General features: G+C 70.1%; 19 protein-coding genes. 14 read left to right on the forward strand and 5 right to left on the reverse strand.

The window, feature by feature from the left end:
• The first annotated feature begins 44 nt into the window (after positions 1–44).
• From H3H34_RS05080 to H3H34_RS05100, 5 genes are all read left to right on the forward strand, one after another.
• A complete protein-coding gene (locus H3H34_RS05080; protein ID WP_194744848.1) occupies positions 45–1,502 on the forward strand; it encodes a circularly permuted type 2 ATP-grasp protein in 1,458 nt (485 codons plus the stop codon).
• The gene (locus H3H34_RS05085) at positions 1,502–2,443 is read left to right on the forward strand and encodes an alpha-E domain-containing protein (protein ID WP_194744211.1); all 942 of its coding nucleotides are present in this window, start codon (positions 1,502–1,504) and stop codon (positions 2,441–2,443) included. Before H3H34_RS05080 ends, H3H34_RS05085 begins: the two co-directional genes overlap by 1 nt.
• A gap of 39 nt (positions 2,444–2,482) precedes the next feature.
• Positions 2,483–3,352 (forward strand): transglutaminase family protein, encoded by an 870-nt coding sequence (locus H3H34_RS05090; protein WP_194744212.1) that lies wholly within the window; start codon positions 2,483–2,485, stop codon positions 3,350–3,352.
• Positions 3,349–4,095 carry a peptidase gene (locus tag H3H34_RS05095; protein WP_194744213.1) on the forward strand — a complete coding sequence of 249 codons (747 nt, stop codon included), beginning with the start codon at positions 3,349–3,351 and terminating at the stop codon, positions 4,093–4,095. Before H3H34_RS05090 ends, H3H34_RS05095 begins: the two co-directional genes overlap by 4 nt.
• A gap of 129 nt (positions 4,096–4,224) precedes the next feature.
• Positions 4,225–7,581, forward strand: coding sequence for a TonB-dependent receptor domain-containing protein (locus H3H34_RS05100; RefSeq protein ID WP_194744214.1), 3,357 nt, complete (start codon positions 4,225–4,227; stop codon positions 7,579–7,581).
• 164 nt (positions 7,582–7,745) lie between these two features.
• On the opposite strand, the gene H3H34_RS05105 is transcribed toward H3H34_RS05100, so the two are convergent.
• The gene (locus H3H34_RS05105) at positions 7,746–8,888 is read right to left on the reverse strand and encodes an acyl-CoA dehydrogenase family protein (protein WP_194744215.1); all 1,143 of its coding nucleotides are present in this window, start codon (positions 8,886–8,888) and stop codon (positions 7,746–7,748) included.
• A 155-nt stretch (positions 8,889–9,043) separates the two neighbouring features.
• On the opposite strand from H3H34_RS05105, the gene rpmH reads away from it, so the two are divergent.
• The 7 genes from rpmH to H3H34_RS05140 all read left to right on the forward strand — a co-directional run bounded on the left by rpmH (position 9,044) and on the right by H3H34_RS05140 (position 14,491).
• Positions 9,044–9,178: a 50S ribosomal protein L34 gene (rpmH, locus tag H3H34_RS05110; RefSeq protein ID WP_194744849.1), complete on the forward strand. Its 135-nt coding sequence runs from the start codon at positions 9,044–9,046 to the stop codon at positions 9,176–9,178.
• 38 nt (positions 9,179–9,216) lie between these two features.
• On the forward strand, positions 9,217–9,540 hold the full coding sequence (rnpA, locus tag H3H34_RS05115) for a ribonuclease P protein component (protein WP_328831657.1): 324 nt from the start codon (positions 9,217–9,219) through the stop codon (positions 9,538–9,540).
• Entirely contained in the window at positions 9,537–9,809 is a 273-nt protein-coding gene (gene yidD, locus H3H34_RS05120) for a membrane protein insertion efficiency factor YidD (protein ID WP_194744216.1), read from the forward strand. Before rnpA ends, yidD begins: the two co-directional genes overlap by 4 nt.
• A 7-nt stretch (positions 9,810–9,816) precedes the next feature.
• Complete coding sequence (gene yidC / locus H3H34_RS05125) at positions 9,817–11,565, forward strand: membrane protein insertase YidC (RefSeq protein WP_194744217.1); 1,749 nt, start codon at positions 9,817–9,819, stop codon at positions 11,563–11,565.
• A complete protein-coding gene (gene yihA / locus H3H34_RS05130) occupies positions 11,562–12,227 on the forward strand; it encodes a ribosome biogenesis GTP-binding protein YihA/YsxC (protein WP_194744218.1) in 666 nt (221 codons plus the stop codon). Before yidC ends, yihA begins: the two co-directional genes overlap by 4 nt.
• A 67-nt stretch (positions 12,228–12,294) precedes the next feature.
• Positions 12,295–13,713 (forward strand): NAD(P)H-dependent flavin oxidoreductase, encoded by a 1,419-nt coding sequence (locus H3H34_RS05135; RefSeq protein ID WP_194744851.1) that lies wholly within the window; start codon positions 12,295–12,297, stop codon positions 13,711–13,713.
• A gap of 127 nt (positions 13,714–13,840) precedes the next feature.
• Complete coding sequence (locus tag H3H34_RS05140) at positions 13,841–14,491, forward strand: peptidylprolyl isomerase (protein ID WP_194744219.1); 651 nt, start codon at positions 13,841–13,843, stop codon at positions 14,489–14,491.
• Here the strand turns inward: H3H34_RS05140 and H3H34_RS05145 are convergent.
• On the reverse strand, positions 14,460–14,933 hold the full coding sequence (locus H3H34_RS05145; RefSeq protein WP_328831310.1) for a PEPxxWA-CTERM sorting domain-containing protein: 474 nt from the start codon (positions 14,931–14,933) through the stop codon (positions 14,460–14,462). The two genes, H3H34_RS05140 and H3H34_RS05145, sit on opposite strands and share 32 nt — an antisense overlap.
• A gap of 184 nt (positions 14,934–15,117) precedes the next feature.
• Positions 15,118–15,459, reverse strand: a complete 342-nt coding sequence (locus H3H34_RS05150) for a hypothetical protein (protein WP_194744221.1) — start codon at positions 15,457–15,459, stop codon at positions 15,118–15,120.
• A 174-nt stretch (positions 15,460–15,633) separates the two neighbouring features.
• On the opposite strand from H3H34_RS05150, the gene H3H34_RS05155 reads away from it, so the two are divergent.
• Positions 15,634–15,792: a hypothetical protein gene (locus H3H34_RS05155; protein WP_194744222.1), complete on the forward strand. Its 159-nt coding sequence runs from the start codon at positions 15,634–15,636 to the stop codon at positions 15,790–15,792.
• Between the two features lie 89 nt (positions 15,793–15,881).
• On the forward strand, positions 15,882–18,041 hold the full coding sequence (gene scpA / locus H3H34_RS05160; RefSeq protein WP_194744223.1) for a methylmalonyl-CoA mutase: 2,160 nt from the start codon (positions 15,882–15,884) through the stop codon (positions 18,039–18,041).
• A gap of 6 nt (positions 18,042–18,047) precedes the next feature.
• Here the strand turns inward: scpA and H3H34_RS05165 are convergent, their stop codons facing one another.
• Complete coding sequence (locus tag H3H34_RS05165; RefSeq protein WP_194744224.1) at positions 18,048–18,830, reverse strand: polyphosphate kinase 2 family protein; 783 nt, start codon at positions 18,828–18,830, stop codon at positions 18,048–18,050.
• Entirely contained in the window at positions 18,827–19,396 is a 570-nt protein-coding gene (gene def / locus H3H34_RS05170) for a peptide deformylase (protein WP_194744225.1), read from the reverse strand. The genes H3H34_RS05165 and def overlap by 4 nt, the downstream gene beginning before the upstream one ends.
• Positions 19,397–19,398: the final 2 nt, after the last annotated feature.

A 19,398-nucleotide genomic window follows, 5' to 3' on the forward strand; every position in this document is an offset into this window, starting at 1 on the left:
CCGCCCCGGCACAGTCGCGTGCAGTGGGTGCGGCGTTCGACGAGATGTTCGGCCACGGGGGCTATCCGGAGCGGGTGGACCCGCAGGCGGTTCGGCCCGCCTACGCCCAGGTGGCCGCCTGGCTCGCTGCCTCGAGCCAGGAGCTGCTCGAGACCCGCCGCCGCCAGGCCGAGCTCTTCTTCCGCCGGATCGGCATCACCTTTGCCGTCTACGGCGACCCGGATGCCGACGAGCGGCTGATCCCCTTCGACATCATTCCCCGGATCATCTCGGCGGAAGAGTGGGCGGTCGTCGAGGAGGGGCTGAAGCAGCGGGTCGCGGCGCTCAATGCCTTCTGCGCCGACGTCTACGGCGCCCGCGAGATCCTGCGGGCTGGCGTGTTGCCCGAGGACCTGGTGTTCGCGAACCCGCAGTTCTGTCTCCACCAGCTCGGCTTCCGCCCGGCCGGCGGCGTCTGGGTGCACATTGCGGGCATCGACCTCGTCCGCACCGGCCCGGGCGAGTTCCTCGTCCTCGAGGACAATGCGCGCACCCCCTCGGGCGTCTCCTACATGCTCGAGAACCGCGAGGTGATGCTGCGGCTCGTGCCCGAGCTCATCACCGGCGAGACGGACGAGGGCGGCGTGCGCCCCGTCGAGACCTACCCCGAGCAGCTCTATGCCACGCTCCGCTCGGTCGCCCCGCCCGGGTGCCGCGGGGAGCCGACGGTGGCGCTCCTGACCCCCGGCCTCCACAACAGCGCGTACTACGAGCACAGCTTCCTCGCCGACAAGATGGGGGTGGAGCTGGTCGAGGGTTCCGACCTCTTCGTCCACGATGATGTGCTCTACATGCGCACGACCGCCGGCCCGGCCCGCGTGGACGTGCTCTACCGGCGGGTGGACGACGCCTTCCTCGACCCGCTGGTCTTCCGGCCCGACTCGCTTCTCGGCATCCCCGGCCTGGTCCGCGCCTGCCACGCCGGCAACCTCACCCTCGCCAACGCGATCGGTACCGGCATCGCCGACGACAAGGCGATCTACAGCTACATGCCCGAGATCGTCCGCTTCTACACCGGCCGTGATCCCATCCTCCCCAACGTGCCGACCTGGCGCTGCCGGGAGCCCGAGGCACTGGCCGAGGTGCTCGACCGCCTGCCCGAGCTCGTCGTGAAGGAAGTGGACGGCTCGGGCGGCTACGGCATGCTGGTCGGCCCGCACGCGACTGCCGCCGAGGTGGAGGCCTTCCGCGCGAAGCTTCGGGCCGATCCGGCGAAGTTCATCGCCCAGCCGACGCTTGCCCTCTCCACCTGCCCGACGCTGACCGATGCCGGCATCGCGCCGCGCCATGTCGATCTGCGCCCCTTCATCCTGACTGGCGCGCACGGCGTTACCGTGATCCCGGGCGGGCTCACGCGGGTCGCCATGCGGGAAGGCTCGCTCGTCGTGAACTCGAGCCAGGGCGGCGGCACCAAGGACACCTGGGTGCTCGGGCCCGGCACCGATGCCCGGGCTTCCTCCTGATGCTCTCGCGCAACGCCGCCAACCTCTACTGGCTCGGCCGTTACGTCGAGCGCGCGGACTATCTGTGCCGGCTGCTCGATGCCACCATCCGCCTGGCAGCCCTTCCGGCCACCCACGGCGGCGCCGGCACGGCGTGGGAGGCGGCGATCCTGTCGGCAAGCGCCGCCGAGGCCTTCGCATCCACCGGGCGGCGGATGACCGACACCGAGGTCTCCCGCTTCCTCGCCGTCGACCCGGCGAACCCGAGCTCCATCCGCTGCTGCCTCGAGCGCGCCCGCACCAACGCCCGTGCGCTGCGGACTGCGCTCACCGCCGAGACCTGGGAGGCCATCAACGCCGCCTGGCTCGAGGTGCAGCGGTTCGGCACGAGCGTGGGCGAGACCCTGACGCTCATGCGCCTCGTCGAGACAGTGAAGCAGTCCCTCCTCGCCTTCGACGGTGCCGCCCACCGCAACCAGCTGCGGGAGCCCACCTACTGGTTCATGCGGCTCGGCACCTCGATCGAGCGGGCCGACAACACCGCCCGCCTGCTCGACCAGAAGTATCACATTCTCCTGCCGCGAACCGAGCCCGTCGGCGGCAGCCTCGACTACTTCCAGTGGACCACCATCCTGCGCACCGTCTCGGCGCTCACCGCCTACCGCTGGGTCTACCGCGATGCGGTCAAGCCCTGGCTCGTGGCCGACCTTCTCATCCTCCGGAAGGCCATGCCACGCTCGCTCGCCGCCTGCTACGAGGACGCGGTCTTCTACCTCGACCGGCTCGCGCTCGACCGCGGCCGGCAGGGCCCCGCCAACCGGCTCGCGGTTGCCGGGCTGAAGCGGCTGGAGGCGGAGACGATCGACACGCTCTTCCAGCGCGGACTCCACGAGTTCCTCCTCCAGTTCATCGCGGACAACAATGCGCTGGGCGATGCGATCGCCGAACAGCATCTGTTCTAGCCTCTGGTGGCGGGCGGCGCGGACGGGCATGGGGCGGCCGTGCGACTCCTGATCGACCACCGCACCGTCTACCGCTACGAGGGGCCGGCCTCGGCCATCGTCCAGGTGCTGCGGCTGACCCCGCGGCCGGGCGACTCCCAGGCGATCCTGCGCTGGCGGGTGGACGTCGAGGCAGACGGCGCGATCAAGCCCTTCACCGACGCCCACGGCAACCTCGCGCACATGTTCTACGCCGATGCGCCGCTCGCCGAGCTCGCCATCCACGTCGAGGGCGAGGTGCTGACGACCGACCGCGCCGGAATCGTGGGCGCCGGCGAGGAGCTGGTTCCGCTCGGCGTCTATCTCCGCTCCACCCCGCTTACCACGCCTGACGCAGCGCTCGCTGCGTTTGCCCGCACCATCCAGCACGAGAGCCCGCTTTCGCAGGCACACATGCTCATGGAGAGCATCCACCGGCGGATGGCCTTCGACCCCGACGTGACCCACCCGGCAACCGATGCCGCCACCGCCTTCCGGCTCGGCCGCGGGGTCTGCCAGGATCTCTCGCAGGTGATGGTCACGGCCGCGCGGCTCCTCGGAATCCCGGCGCGCTATGTTTCGGGGCACTATGCCGCCCCCGACCACCCGGAGCAGGAGGCGGCCCACGCCTGGGCCGAGCTCCACCTGCCCGGGCTTGGCTGGGTCGCGTTCGACCCCACCCATGGCATCTGCGCCGGCGAGGGCCATGTGCGGGTGGCCGTCGGCCTCGACTCGCTCGATGCCGCTCCCGTGCGCGGCACCCGCCGCGGCGGCGGGGCCGAGCGCCTTTCCGTGCAGGTCCACGGACGCGCGGCCCCTGCGGCCCCACCTGCCGACGGCGCCGAGCCCGACCTCTTCGCCGGGCAGGAGCAGCAGGAGCAGCGGCAATGACCTACTGCGTCGGCCTCCTCGTCAAGGAAGGGCTGGTGATGCTGGCGGACACTCGCACCAACGCCGGCATCGACAACATCTCCCTTTACCGCAAGCTCCGCGTGTTCGGCGAGGAAGGCAAGCGGATCGTCGCCATTGCGTCGGCCGGGTCGCTCTCGGTCACCCAGGCCGCCATCAACAAGCTGCGCGAGGGCGTGCGGATCCCGGGACGCGAGGGGCTCTTCTTCGTCGAGACCGCGCCCACCATGTTCCGCGTGGCCGAGGTGGTGGGCCATGCGCTGAAGCAGGCGCGCCACGAGATCGACGAGACGGTCGACAGCGAGGCGGTGCAGACCGGGGCCTCCTTCCTCGTCGGCGGGTCGATCGGCGGCGGCGCGCCCTCCCTCTTCCTGATCTACGGCGAGGGCAACTTCATCGAGTGCGGGATCGAGACCCCCTATCTCCAGATCGGCGAGCTCAAGTACGGCAAGCCGATCCTCGACCGGCTCCTCCTCTACCGGACGCCACTCAAGGAGGCGCTGAAGCTCGGGATCCTGTCGATGAATTCGACCATCAAGTCGAACCTGTCGGTGGGCCTGCCCGTGGACCTCCTCGTGCTGAAGCCCGGCCACTCGGCCGCCATCACCTTCCGGATCGAGGCCGGCGACCCCTATTACGAGGAGCTGGGCCTCAGGTGGCAGCTGGCGCTCCAGGAAGCCCTGGATTCGATCCCCGACCCGCCCTATCTCCCGGCCGACGGCTGAGCTCTGTTGCCCGGCCGCCACAGGACGCTCGGGACTGCGCGCAAGGCCCCGTTGCGCCCCCGCTTCCCCGTTTCGGTTGCATGACAGGAGGCCTAGTCTTCCCCCTCGACTTCGAGAGGGGTGCCAACCATGCCGTCGACTGCCTTCCGCTCCGCGGCGCTTGTCCGGGTCTCGCTTCCCGCCCTGCTGCTCGCCGCGCCGGGCGCCTTCGCACAGCAGCCGTCCCCCACCACGGTGGCCGAGGCGCCCGAGGCGGCCGAGACCATCATCGTGACCGGCAGCCGCGTGGCACGCGACCCCAATGCGGTCGCGCCCATCCCGATCCAGTCGCTCACCGGCGAGGAGCTGCTCCAGACCGGCAACACCGACGTGACCGCCGCGCTCCGGCAGATCCCGGCCCTGATCTCCTCGGGCACGGTTGCAGACTCGATCGAACGGGGCGCCGGCGGGGTCGGCCAGGCCACCCTCAACCTCCGCCAGCTCGGCTCCAACCGCACGCTCGTCCTCGTCGACGGCCGCCGCCACGTCTCCGGCGTGCCCGACCGGCAGGCAGTCGACGTCTCGACCATCCCGCCCTCGCTCATCGAACAGGTGGAAGTGCTGACGGGCGGCGCCTCGGCGGTCTATGGCGCCGATGCCGTGACCGGCGTCGTCAACTACCGGCTGCGGCAGAACTTCGAGGGGCTCGAGGTCGAGGGCCAGGCGGGCACCTCGTCCAAGGGTGACGGGCAGGGCTACCGGATGTCTGCCACCTGGGGGAAGAACTTCCGCGAGAACCGCGGCAACTTCACGCTTTCGGCCGGTTTTGCGGAAGACAGCGAGGTGCTGCTCTCCGACCGCGCGTTCACCCGCGACAACGGCCGGGGCAACAACTCGACGACCTACGCCAACCCGGCGCTCCGCTTCCAGAAGGGCGACATCGACCCGGCGACGATGCCGAACTTCGCCCGCTTCTACCGGATCGGCGGGCCGGGCCCGCGCGCCACGCGGATCAGCTTCGGCCCGCCCATCCCGCTTCCCGGCACCGCCATCTACAACCAGGTGTTCGCCGACGGCCGCACGCCGACGGCCGCCGAGCAGGCGCTCATCGACCGCGCGCGCAACGCCCCCACCCGCGTCATCGGCCGCCAGCCGGTCTTTGCCATCTCGGCCAACAACGGCCTCCTGTTCCGCGCCGACTACGGCTTCTGGCGGGCCGACATCAACGGCAACGGCATCAACGACTGCAACGAAAGCTACATCGGCTGGACCGGCTTCGGCGGCGGCGGCTGCTACGTGACCAACCCCGACGGTTCGGTCCGCATCTTCCAGGACGGCATCATCTCGACCGCCTCCAACCAGTTCGGCGGCGACGGCGCGGTCGAGCGCGGCGATGCGACCTCGCTCCTGCCGGCCTCGCAGCGGCTCTTCGCCAACTCCACCGGCCGCTACGAGTTCTCGCCGGCGGCCGAGTTCTTCTACGACGCGAAGTACGCCCGCAACCGGACGACCAGCCGCTCCAACTACAACACCTTCTACGACAGCCTCTACATCTCGCCGGAAAACCCGTTCGTGCCCGCGGTGCTGCTGCCCGAGGTGATCGAGTCGGGCGGCCTCCTCGTCAGCCGCGACTTCCTCGACCTCGGGCCCGGCATCACCTCCTCGCTGCGCGAGACGCTGCGCTTCGTCGGCGGGCTGCGGGGAGACCTGGCCGAGCACCTGCGCTACGAGGTCTCGGGGGTGTGGGGCCAGACCAAGTCGCGCACCACCTTCTCGAACTCGGTCCTCTACGACCGGCTGTTCGCAGCCCTTGACGTGGTGCGCGGACCCGGCGGCAACCCGGTCTGCCGCTCCGAGCTCGACCCGACGGCCGTGCCGCCCGGCTCCGACGTCTTCCCGGTCATCGAGAGCGGCTTCTTCACCTTCCGCCCGGGCCAGGGGCTGTGCAAGCCGGCCAACATCCTGCGCGGCGCCTTCTCGGTCAGCCCGGAGGCCGTGGACTTCATCACCACGCCCACGACCGACCGCGCCAAGATCAACCAGGCGGTCATCACCGGCTTCCTCTCGGGCGAGAGCACCCGCTGGTTCTCGCTCCCCGGCGGCCCGGTCAGCTTCGTCGTCGGCGGGGAGTACCGGAAGGAGCGCTCCGAGAACATCCTCGACGATCTGGTCAAGGGCCTGCTCCCGCCCGGCTCGCCCGCCGGCCCGGCCGGCACCTTCATCGGCGACATCTCGGGCAACAAGTCGCTTGTCTTCGACGCCCAGAACCAGGTGTTCGACTCCGGCGGCAGCTTCGACGTGAAGGAAGTGTTCGGCGAGGTGCTGCTCCCCGTCTTCAAGGAGCGGCGCTTCTTCCACGACCTCTCGATCGGCGGCGCCGTGCGCTACGCCGACTACTCGACGGTGGGCGGCGCGCTCACCTGGAACGTCAACGGCAGCTACGCGCCCATCCCCGACATCCGCTTCCGCGGCACCTATAGCCAGGCAATCCGGGCGCCCGACGTGTTCGAGCTGTTCAGCCCGCAGCAGGGCGCCACCTTCCGCCCGCTCGACCCGTGCAACGCCTCCGAGATCGCCCGGCTCAAGTCATCCGACCCGGCCCGCGGCGCGATCCGCGAGCGCAACTGCCTCGCCGCCGTCACCGCGGCCGCCAGCGCGCTCGGAATCACCAACCCGGCCGCCTTCCTCGCGAACTACGAGGACCCGCTGACGGCCCGCTTCGGCGGCACCTCCGGCGGCAACCCCAACCTCGAGGAAGAGACCTCCCGCAGCTGGACGGCAGGGACCGTCATCCAGCCGCGCTTCATCCCCGGGCTCACGCTCTCGGCCGACTATTATTCCATCCGGATCGAGGACGCGATCGCAGCCGTCTCGGCGCAGGACATCGTCAACACCTGCTACGACCTGCCCACCTTCCCCAACCGCTTCTGCGATCTCTTCGAGCGGCGGGTGCGCCCGCAGGACCGGGGCACGCCGACGGCCTTCGGCTTCCTCTCGCTCACCCAGACGCAGATCAACTTCGGGAAGATCGAGACCTCCGGCGTCGACTTCTCCGCGAACTACCAGTTCGAATGGCGGAACAACGGGTTTGCCATCGGCTTCACGGGCAACTGGGTGGAGAAGCTCAACCGCTTCTTCGACCCGGTGCGGACCGATTTCGTGAACCCTGGCCTGCTCGAGACAGGCGCGCCGCGCTGGGCCGGGCTTGGCACCTTCGCGTGGAACCGCGGGCCCTTCACGCTCGGCTACCGCCTCCAGTGGATCGGCCGTCAGGCGATCGCCAGCGCGATCCAGATCGAGCGGCTCGACGACGAGTTCGGCCCCGCAGGGCTTGCCCCGCACTACTTCATCCATGACGTGAACATCGCGCTCGAGGTGAACGAGAACATCACCGTGAGCGCCGGCGTGAACAACCTCATGGACAAGGAGCCCTACCTCGCCAGCCGCGCCTACCCGGTCTCGGGGCTCGGCCGGTTCGTGTTCGTGGGCGCCCGCGGCAGGTTCTAGGGCGAAGGCACCCCCCGCGAGGCAGCCGGCCTTGCCTTGCGGGGTGCGGGCCGGCGGGGGCAGCGGCCGGGGCACGACAGGTTCGGAACCCGGTCCGCGGGGCGGCGCGAGGCAAGCCGAACGGGACCGGACCCGCCTGGGGCGCTGCCCGCCGCTGCCCGCCGCTACTGGCGAAGCAGCTCGCGCGCCACGATCACGCGCATGATCTCGTTGGTGCCCTCGAGGATCTGGTGGACGCGGAGATCGCGCCACAGCCGCTCGATCGGATAGTCCATGAGATAGCCGTAGCCGCCATGGAGCTGGAGCGCCCGGTCGACGACGGCCGAGCCGACGTCGGTTGCGAACCGCTTGGCCATGGCCGCGAACTTCGTCTTGTCGGCCGCGCCCGCCTCCACCTTCGCGGCCGCGAGGTAGAGGAGCGCGCGCGCGGCCTGGAGCTCGGTCTCCATGTCGGCCAGCTTGAACTGGGTTGCCTGGAAGTCGACGATGGCGCGGCCGAACTGCTGGCGGGTGCGGGTGTAGGCGATCGCCTCGTCGAGCGCGCGCTGGGCGCCGCCCAGCGAGCAGGCACCGATGTTGAGCCGGCCGCCGTCGAGCCCGGCCATGGCGATGCGGAACCCCTCCCCTTCCGCCCCCACCCGGTTCTCGACCGGCACGCGCACATGGTCGAAGTGGACGAGGGCGGTCGGCTGCGAATGCCAGCCGAGCTTCCTCTCCTGCGCGCCGAAGGAGACGCCTTCCATGCCCTTCTCGATGACGAGGCAGGAGATGCCGCGCGGGCCATCCTCGCCCGTGCGCACCATGGTGACGTAGAGGTCGCTCGCCCCGCCGCCCGAGATGAAGGCCTTGGAGCCGGTGACGACATAGTGGTCGCCCTCGCGCACGGCGCGGGTCTTGAGCGAGGCGGCATCCGAGCCGGAGCCCGGTTCGGTCAGGCAGTAGCTGGCGATCGCCTCCATGGTGACGAGCGCGGGCAGGTAGCGCCGCTTGACCGGCTCGGCGCCGAAGCGGTCGATCATCCAGCTCGCCATGTTGTGGATGGAGATGAAGGCGGAGGTGGAGGGGCAGCCGTGGGCCATGGCCTCCATGACCAGCGCCGCCTCCACCCGGCCGAGTCCGGTGCCGCCCGAGGCCTCCGAGACGTAGATGGCCCCGAAGCCGAGCGCGCCGGCCTTGCGGAGGGTCTCGAGCGGGAAGATGTGCTTCTCGTCCCAGAGCGCGGCGTGGGGCGTGATTTCCTCGGCGGTGAAGCGGCGGGCCATGTCCTGGATGGCGCGCTGGTCGTCCGTCAGCTCGAATGGGTGCATGGGGCCGGCCCCTAGCAGCGGACGGGCTCTTGCGGGAGCGTCAGAAGCGAGAGGGAGGCGCGTTGACGCGGCAAGGAGGCTCGCCTATGGCCTCGCGCCAGACTGCCGGGGCGGATCACGCCCGCGGCCCATGACCGACGTGAAGGACCCGCGAGATGAAGCGCACCTATCAGCCGTCGCGGCTGGTTCGCAAACGGCGCCACGGCTTCCGCGCCCGCATGGCAACGCCCGGCGGCCGCAAGGTGCTCGCCAACCGGCGCGCGCACGGCCGCAAGAAGCTCAGCGTCTGACGGGTGCGGCAGCCGCCGGCTTCCGGCCGCTGCCGGCCATCACGCGCCGCGCCGATTTTCTCGCCGCCAACCGCGGGGTCCGCATCGTGACACCTGGGTTCATCCTCCTCGTCCGGCCGAACGGCCTCGGCCGGATTCGCGCGGGCTTCACGGTCAGCCGCAAGCTTGGCGGCGCGGTGGACCGCAACCGGGCGAAGCGGCGGTTGCGGGAGATGGCGCGGCTCGTCCTGCGCGACCATGGCGTGCAGGGATGCGACCATGTGTTCATCGCCCGCCCGCTCGAGGCCGAGCGGCCCTTTGCGGCCCTGCTTGCCGATGCGCGGGCAGCGCTTGCCCGGGCGGCCGGCCGGGTGGCCGCATGAGCGCACAGCCCGCGCCGGCGCGGCCAGGCCCGGTCGGGTGGCTGCTCATCGGCCTTGCCCGCGCCTGGCAGCTCACCTTCTCGGCGGTGCTTCCTCCCTCCTGCCGCTTCACACCCTCCTGCTCGGCCTATGCGATCGAGGCGGTCAGGGTGCACGGCGCCGCGCGCGGCGGCTGGCTCGCCATCCGGCGGCTTGCCCGCTGCCACCCCTGGGGCGGCATGGGGCACGACCCGGTGCCGCCGCCCGATCACGAGGGCCAGACGCGGTGAGACGCGCATGAAGGAGGAAAGCCGCAACCTCGTCCTCGCGGTGGTGCTCTCTGCCATCGTGCTGTTCGGCTGGCAGTTCCTGGCCGAGCGCTACTTCCTGCCACCGCCCCCGCCGCCGCCCGCGGCCGAGGCGCCAGCCCCCGCGGTCGCCCCGTCCGCGGCGACCGACGGGCCTCTGGTGCCCGAGGCGGCGATCCCCGCCCCTGCCGCCCCTGCCGTCGGCCTGGCGCCGAAGACGGTCGCGCAAGCCCTCGCGGCCTCGCCCCGGGTTCCGATCCGCACGCCGCGACTCTCCGGCTCGATCAATCTCGTCGGTGCCAGGATCGATGACCTCGTGCTCACCGACCATCGCACCGGCCTTGTGCCAAACGCGCCACCGGTACGGCTGTTCGCCCCCTCGCCCGGGCCCGGCGCCTACTTCGCCGGCTTCGGCTGGGCGGGGCCGGGCGCGCCGCCGGCCGATGCCCGCTGGACGCCAAGCGGCGACGTGCTCGCGCCCGGCCGGCCGCTCACCCTCAGCTGGACGAGCCCCGCCGGCGTGACCTTCGAGATCCGCCTCGAGGTGGACGAGAACTTCCTGTTCACCGCCACCCAGCGGGTGGTGAACGGCAGCGGCGGCGCCGTCGCGGTCCGCCCCTACGGCTTCGTGAACCGCACCGGCACGGGGCCCGAGCGCGACGCCTTCAACCTCCACGTGGGACCCATTGCCGTCATCGACGGCAGGCTGCTCGAGAGCGACATCAGCTACGACCGCCTGCGCGAGCGCGGGCCGCAGACCTTCCGGACGACCGGCGGCTGGCTCGGCATCACCGACAAATACTGGCTTGCCGCGCTCATCCCCGACCAGAAGCAGCCGCTCGACGTGCGCTTCACCCACGCCGCGGAAGGCGACCGCTTCCAGACCGACTTCGTGGCCCCGGCGGAGCTCGTGGCCCCCGGCGCCGCCGCCGAAAGCCGTGCCCATCTCTTCGCCGGCGCCAAGGAGGTCGATCTCCTGAACCGGGTGCGCGACGAGCTCGGTGCGCCGCTCTTCGACCGCGCGCTCGCGTGGGGCTGGTTCTGGTTCATCGCCCAGCCGATCTTCCGGCTGCTCTCCTTCTTCCACGGCCTGTTCGGGAACTGGGGCCTCGCCATCATCGGGCTTACCCTCGTCGTCCGCCTGCTCCTCTACCCCATCGCCAACCGGCAGTATGCCTCGATGGCGAAGCTCAAGGTCTTCGCGCCGAAGATGAAGGAGATCCAGGAGCGCTACAAGGACGACAAGGTGCGCCAGCAGCAGGAACTGATGGAGCTTTACCGGCGCGAGAAGATCAATCCGCTCGCGGGCTGCCTGCCCATCCTGCTCCAGATCCCCATCTTCTACGCGCTCTACAAGACGCTTCTCATCGCCATCGAGATCCGCCACCAGCCGCTCGGCCTCTGGATCCGCGACCTCTCCGCCCCCGACCCGCTCACCCCGCTCAACCTCTTCGGGCTGCTTCCCTTCCAGCCGCCGGCGGTGATCGCGGTCGGCATCCTTCCGATCCTGCTTGGCGTCACCATGTGGCTCCAGTTCCGCCTGAACCCGACGCCCATGGACGAGGTGCAGAAGCTCGTCTTCTCGTGGATGCCGTGGATCTTCATGTTCCTGATGGCGCCGTTCGCAGCCGGCCTGCAGCTCTACTGGATCGTCAACAACATCGTCTCGATCGCCCAGCAGTGGTGGCTGAACCGCAAGTACGCGAGCCCGGCGCCGGCCCCTTCTGGCGGCAAATGACCGGGACGGCGGGGGAAGACGTCGGGCGAGAGGCGGAAGACGCGGAGGCCGAGGAGGCCGCGCGCCGGCTCTTCGCCGGCCCCGTCGCCTTCGAGCTCGGCGCGCCGCGCCTCGACCTGCTCCCGGCCGACGGGCTCCCCGAAGTTGCCTTTGCCGGCCGGTCGAACGTCGGGAAGTCCTCGCTCTTGAATGCGCTCGCCGGCCGCGCGGGGCTTGCCCGCACCTCCAACACCCCGGGCCGCACCCAGGAATTGAACCTGTTCCTCGTTGGCAGCCCCCCCGTCTTCCGCCTCGTCGACATGCCAGGCTACGGGTATGCCGAGGCACCGAAGGACGTCGTGGCACGCTGGACGCGGCTCGTCGGCGACTATCTCGCCGGCCGGCCCACGCTGCGGCGGGTGCTTCTCCTCATCGACTCGCGGCACGGGCTGAAGCCGGTGGACCGGGAAGTGATGGCACGGCTCGACCGGGCGGCCGTCAGCTACCAGCTGGTGCTGACCAAGACCGACAAGGCGAAGGACGCGGGCGCCGTGGCACGGGAAGTGGCGGCCGAAGCGCGGGGTCACGTGGCGGCCCACCCGGAGGTGCTGGCAACGAGCGCGATGAGGGGCTTCGGCATCGCGGCGCTCCGGGTTGCCGTGCGTGCGGCAATCCTGCCCTGAAGGTGGCAAAAAAGGGGCGAGCATCCGGCCGTGATTGCTGCTAGGCGGGCATGATGGAGTGGACGGGATGATCGCGCTCAACACGCTTCGCTTCGGCTCGCGCGAGCTGCTGCCGCTGATCGAGGGCGGCAAGGGCATTTCCGCCACCAACCACCGCTCCTCCGGCGCCTGGGCGGCAACCGGCGGGATCGGTACCGTTTCTGCCGTCAACGCCGACAGCTATGACGAGAACGGCCTGCCCATCCCTCAGGTCTACCGGGAGAAGACGCGCGTCGGCCGGCACGAGGAGCTCATCGCCTACGCGATAGAGGGCGCGGTCGAGCAGGTGAAGCGCGCCTTCGACATCGCCGCCGACGAGCTTCGCGCAGGCCGCGGCGCGCTCAACATCAACATTCTCTGGGAGATGGGCGGTGCCCAGCGCGTGCTCCAGGGCGTGCTCGAGCGCACCCGCGGCCTCGTCAGCGGCGTGACCTGCGGCGCCGGCATGCCCTACCGGCTTGCCGAGATCGCCGCCTCCTACGGCGTCAACTACTACCCCATCATCTCCTCCGCACGCGCCTTCCGGGCGCTGTGGAAGCGCGCCTATTCCAAGGCGGCCGAGTGGCTTGGCGCCGTCGTCTACGAGGACCCGTGGCTCGCCGGCGGCCACAACGGCCTCTCCAACGCCGAGGACCCGGCGCAGCCGCAGGACCCCTACCCGCGCGTGCGCGAGCTTCGCGCCACCATGCGCGAGAGCGGCATTCCCGATGACGTGCCGATCGTGATGGCCGGCGGGGTGTGGTACCTGCGCGAGTGGGCCCACTGGATCGACAACCCCGAGCTCGGGGCCATTGCCTTCCAGTTCGGCACCCGGCCGCTCCTCACGCAGGAAAGCCCCATTCCCGACGCGTGGAAGGCGAAGCTCACCCAGATCGAGGAGGGGGACGTCATCCTCCACCGCTTTTCGCCGACCGGCTTCTACTCCTCGGCCGTGCGCAACGACTTCCTGAAGGAGCTCGAGGCGCGCTCCGAGCGCCAGATCGCCTTCTCGACCGAAGCGGCCGGCGACCACCAGTTCGTGCTCGACGTCGGCGTGGCGCGCGGGCGGACCTACTATGTCACCCGCGACGACCTGCTGCGCGCCCGCGGCTGGGCCGGCCAGGGCTATACCGAGGCGCTCAAGACCCCCGACAACACGCTCGTGTTCGTCACGCCCGAGAAGAAGGCCGAGATCCGCCGCGACCAGGCGGACTGCATGGGCTGCCTCTCCCACTGCCAGTTCTCCGCCTGGAAGGACCATGGCGACCACTCCACCGGCCGTCTGGCCGACCCGCGGAGCTTCTGCATCCAGAAGACGCTGCAGGACATCGCCCACGGCGGCGACCCGGAGCGGAACCTGATGTTCGCCGGCCACTCCGCCCACAATTTCCGCACCGACCCCTTCTACTCCAACGGCTTCATCCCGACGGTGCGCCAGCTCGTCGACCGTATCCTGACAGGGGACTGAGCCCGGGCCCCCGGGGGCGGGAGGGGAGGCACGCAGCAGGGGCCGGGGAGGCGCAACCGGCGCCGCAGGGGATGGCGGCGGATGCGAGGACTTGCCGCCGGGCGGGGAGAGACCGACCATGGCCTCCATGAGTCGCCTGCCGTTCCTCGTCCTCCTCCCATTCCTCGTCCTCCTCGTGGCCGGGCTCGCGCCGGCCCGCGCGGAGAACGCGCCCCCCGCCCCCGCACGGGCCGAGGCCCCCGCGCCGCGGACCGAGACGGTCGCGCTCGAGACCCCGCTCGGCACCATCCGCGTTGCCGTCGAGGTGGACCGCGCGCCCGTGACGGCGGCCAACTTCCTCCGCTACGTGCGCGAGAAGCGGCTTGACGGCGCGAGCTTCTACCGTGCGCTGAAGCTCACGTCCGACGGCAGCCACGGCTTGATCCAGGGCGGCATCCGGAACGATCCGAAGCGGGTGCTGCCGCCCATCGCCCACGAGCCGACCTCGCGGACCGGGCTCTCGCATATCGACGGTGCCATCTCGATGGCGCGCGCCGCCCCCGGCACGGCAAGCGGGGACTTCTTCATCATCGTCGGCGGCCTTCCCGCGCTCGACGCGCAGGCCACGGGCGAGGGGGACACGGCGGGCTACGCCGTGTTCGGCCGCGTGGTCGAGGGGATGGAGGTGGTGAAGGCCATCCTCGACTCCCCGGTGGACCCGAGCGCCGGCGAAGGCGCGATGAAGGGCCAGATGCTTGCCGCCCCGGTCAGGATCGGGCGCGCCATCCGCCTGCCCTAAGACCTGCCTCGGGAGCGCCAACTTCGGGAGTCTGCACTTCACGGCGGCGTCTCGACGCGATCCCGACCATGCCGAAGCCAGCCACAAGAAAGGCCCAACTGGTCGGCTCTGGCGTCGCCGAGAAGCCTTGCGTGGCGTTGGTGACGGCACCCGCGGTGGTGAAGCGGCGCGCCCCGTTGCCGAGGCTGTAGACGGCTGGCGAACTGCTGGACAGTCCCGTTGACCGGAAGCCGGTCTCGGGATCGAAGATGAACGGCGTTGTCGAAAACCACATTCCCGGAAGCTCGGCAACCTGCCCGTCGACGATCACGAACGAGTCGCCGAGCGAGACGGAAGGAAGATGCTCGAGCCAGATGGTCAGGTCGACAAGACTGTAGAGCAGGTCGCCGGTGCCAATGATGCCATCGCCGTTCGTGTCGGCGAAGAGGGGCGGGACGAGCACCTCGCGGGAGGCCCCCGACCTTCCGGTGGAGTGTGCCGAATGCGTCGACAAGGATGAAGCGACCGGTTGCCGGGTCGCGGACGATGGCCTCATTCATGAGGTCATTCGCAGCCCCACTCATCGAGGGCGAGGACTCATCTTCGGCGAACCGTGGCTCAGGCGGGCTTGGCCGCAACTCCGCGCTTCAGTCGGTGATGCGCTGGCGCACATCCGGCAGTTTCGGATTGCGAGGAACGAACATCCGCACCTCATCCCTTACAAAAATGCTCCATCCACCATCGATGGCAGTGAAATCGCCTCCGGGCGGGGCCCCAACCCATCCCGCGCGCAGGGGTATGCCGGTGGCGTCCTTGCCATCCTTGTCGGTCTGCCAGATCTCCGCATAGGCGAAGGTGTAGACCGTGCGTTCCACCACCCGGCCACCGCCGGGTCGCGGAGACACGAAATCCTCCGCAATGACGGGACTGGCGGCCAGCGACACTCCTGCGACCGGGAGACGCGGGCTCACAACGGTATCGGCATTCATCCGACACGCTCCGTCGGGAATATGGCGCAGGATGCGCCCACAACTCTGCCCCCAAGCCAACGTCTCGATATTTTATTTGTATCGGAGTTGGTCAATCGGAGAAATCTCCGGTGCATCTGTTGCGGGTTGACAGACATCCCTCCCGTGTCGTCAGATTGGCGCGGGAGAGGGGACATGGAGAACGACGTCTGGGACCATGAGGTCTGGCCGGCCGAGCCAGTGCGCGAGGACATGCGGGCCGAGCTTCTGGCCGGCGTGGCGGGGCTTGCCGTCGTCGCGCTGGCGATGCTGTTCCTCCTCGACCTGGTGCTGGGCTGGCACGCCGGCAGCTGAGCGGCTGGCAACAGGGCCGTCGCAGATGATTGCAGGAGGTTGACGCCGGGCGCCTGGCAATGGCTAGCAGCGCGCCGGAAAGGCGCGACATGGCTGACGAAACCCCGAGCAATCCCACCCTTGCCGACTGGGAAGCGCTGGCCGCGAAGGAAGTGAAGGGCCGCGACCTCGTCTGGCACACGCCCGAGGGCATTGCGGTGAAGCCGCTCTACACCGAGGCCGACCTGCCCGCGCTCCCGCCCGGCCTCCCTGGCTTTCCACCCTACACCCGCGGCATCCGCGCCACCATGTATGCCGGGCGGCCCTGGACCATCCGCCAGTACGCCGGCTTCTCGACCGCGGAGGAGAGTAACGCCTTCTACCGCCGCAACCTCGCCGCCGGCCAGATGGGCCTCTCGGTCGCCTTCGATCTTGCGACGCACAGGGGCTACGACAGCGACCACCCGCGCGTGGTGGGCGACGTGGGGAAGGCCGGCGTTGCCATCGACACCGTCGAGGACATGAAGATCCTCTTCGACGGCATCCCGCTCGACCGCATGTCGGTCTCGATGACGATGAACGGCGCGGTGCTGCCCTGCATGGCCTTCTACATCGTCGCAGCCGAAGAGCAGGGCGTGCCGCGGGCGAAGCTCGAGGGGACCATCCAAAACGACATCCTGAAGGAGTTCATGGTCCGCAACACCTACATCTACCCGCCCGAGCCCTCGATGCGGATCGTGGCCGACATCATCGCCTACACCGCGCGCGAGATGCCGAAGTTCAACTCCATCTCGATCTCGGGCTACCACATGCACGAGGCTGGGGCGACCGCGGTGCAGGAGCTCGCCTTCACGCTGGCCGACGGCATGGAATATGTGCGCGCGGCGATGAAGCAGGGGCTGCCGGTGGATGCCTTCGCTGGCCGGCTCTCCTTCTTCTTCGCCATCGGCATGAACTTCTTCATGGAAGTCGCCAAGCTCCGGGCCGCGCGCCTGCTCTGGTCGGGCATCATGCAGGGCTTCGGCGCGAAGGACCCGAAGAGCTGGATGCTCCGCACCCACTGCCAGACGAGCGGAGTCTCGCTCCAGGAGAAGGACCCCTACAACAACGTCATCCGCACGACGGTCGAGGCCATGGCGGCCGCGCTCGGCGGCACCCAGTCGCTCCACACCAACGCGCTCGACGAGGCGATCGCGCTTCCCACCGACTTTTCGGCGCGGATCGCGCGCAACACCCAGCTCGTCCTCCAGGAGGAGACGGGGATCACCCGCGTGGTCGACCCGCTCGGCGGCTCCTACTATGTCGAGTGGCTCACCCAGGAGCTGGCCGACAGGGCCTTCGCTCTTATCCAGGAGGTCGAGGCGATGGGCGGCATGACGGCTGCCGTCGCCTCCGGCTGGCCCAAGGCCGAGATCGAGAAGGCCGCCGCCGAGAAGCAGGCCGGGATCGACTCGGGCGAGACGGTGATCGTGGGCGTCAACCGCTTCCAGCCGGCCAATGACGACGTGCCCGAGCTCCTCGAAGTGGACAACCGCGCCGTGCGCGAGGCGCAGATCGCGCGGATCCAGAAGGTGAAGGCCGGCCGCGACCCGGCGCGCGTCGAGGCCGCGCTTGCCGCGCTGGCCGAGGGCGCGCGAGGCAATGCGAACCTGCTGGCCCTCGCAGTGGAGGCCGCCCGCGCGCGCGCGACGCTGGGCGAGATCTCCGACGCGCTCGAGGGCGTGTTCGGCCGCCATGTTGCCGAGGTGAGGACGGTGACCGGCATCTACGGCCCGCGGCTTGCCCGCCACCCGCTCACCGCTGCGGTGAAGGAGGGGATCGCCTCGGTCGCATCCCGGCTCGGCCGCACCCCGCGCGTGCTCATCGTCAAGATGGGGCAGGACGGCCACGACCGCGGCGCCAAGGTCGTCGCCTCGGCCTATGCCGACCTCGGGTTCGAGGTGATGGTGGGGCCGCTCTTCCAGACTCCGGCCGAGGCGGCGGCACTCGCGCTCGACTTCGGGGCCGACGTGGTGGGGGCCTCGTCGCTTGCCGCCGGCCACAAGACGCTGATCCCGGAGCTCGTGCAGGCCCTCAAGGACTCCGGCCGGCCCGACATCCGGGTGGTCGCCGGCGGGGTCATCCCGCCCGATGACTATGCCTATCTGAAGGAGAGGGGCGTGCAGGCCATCTTCGGCCCCGGCACCAACGTCGTCGAGGCGGCAGCCGAGCTCCTGCGCCTGCTTGGCCACAACATGCCGCCTGCCGAGGAGCTTGCGGCCGCCGAGTAGCGGCGCTCAGGCCTCCTGCAGGCGGACGCCGAGGTCGGCTTCGGCGAGCGCGGCGAGATCGGGCGCGAGCGGCGGCGGCGAGAGGTCGAGCCCGTGCCCCAGCCGCTCGGCGATGGCGGTGAGGCCGGCAATGCGGGCATGGGCCTTGCTGTTCGCGCCGATGAGGTGCCAGGGCGCGAACGGGCTCTCCGTCCGCTCCAGCATCTCCTCGATCGCCGCTTCATAGGCCCTGCGCTGGCGGCGGTTGCGGAAGTCCTCGGGGCCCATCTTCCAGCGCTTCCACGGGTTCTCGAGACGCTCGCGGAACCGCTCGTCCTGCTCCTTCTGGCTGATGTGGAGGAAGAGCTTCACGATGACCGTGCCGGTCGCCGCGATCATCCGTTCGGTCTCGACGATCTCGCCATAGGCGCGGCGCCATTCCGCCTCGCTGGCGAACCCCTCCACCCGTTCGACGAGGACCCGGCCGTACCAGGTGCGATCGAAGATGGTCCACGTCCCCGTGGCCGGCAGACGGCGCCAGAAGCGCTGCAGCCAGTGCTCGGCCTTCTCCTGCGCGCTCGGGGCAGCGATTGGCACCACTTGGAAGAAGCGGGGGTCGAGCTCGGCGGTCAGGCGCTTGATGAGGCCGCCCTTGCCGGCCGCGTCCCAGCCTTCGACCAGGATCAGGCCGGCCCGACCGGCGCGGCGGCAGGCGATCTGGAGCGCATAGAGCCGGAGCTGGAGTGCCCTGAGACGGGCCTCGTGATCCTCGGGCGGCTTCGGGTGGGCGAGCGAATCGAGGCGGCTCACGCCGCCCGCACGCGCGCCGGAGCTGGCGAGGTCTTCCGGGGCGCCTCCGCCCGGGCCTTGGCGAGCTTCTTGAGCAGCATGTCGCGCTTCAGGCGCGAGAGATGGTCGATGAAGAGCACCCCGTTCAGATGGTCCATCTCGTGCTGGAGGCAGGTGGCGAGAAGGCCGTCGAGCACGGCCTCATGCTCCTGCCAGTGCTCGTCGCGCCAGCGCGCGCGGACGACGGCCGGCCGTTCCACCTCGGCATACTGGTCGGGCACGGAAAGACAGCCCTCGTTGTAGACCGAGCGCTCGGCCGAGGGCTCGAGGATCTCGGGGTTGATGAAGACGCGCGGGTTGCGGGTGCCCTTCCCCTCGGCGTCAGGCGGGCCGTCGCCCAAGTCCATCACCAGAAGCCGGAGCGGCACGTCCACCTGCGCGGCGGCAAGCCCGATTCCGGGCGCCGCGTACATGGTCTCGAACATGTCGGCGATGAGGGTGCGGATCTCGTCCGTCATCGCCTCGACGGGCGCGGAGACGCGCCGCAGCCGTGGGTCGGGCACTTCGAGGATGGGGCGGATGGCCATGG

The sequence above is a fragment of the Thermaurantiacus tibetensis genome, assembly GCF_015354055.1.
Classification (GTDB): Bacteria; Pseudomonadota; Alphaproteobacteria; order Sphingomonadales; family Sphingomonadaceae; genus Thermaurantiacus; species Thermaurantiacus tibetensis.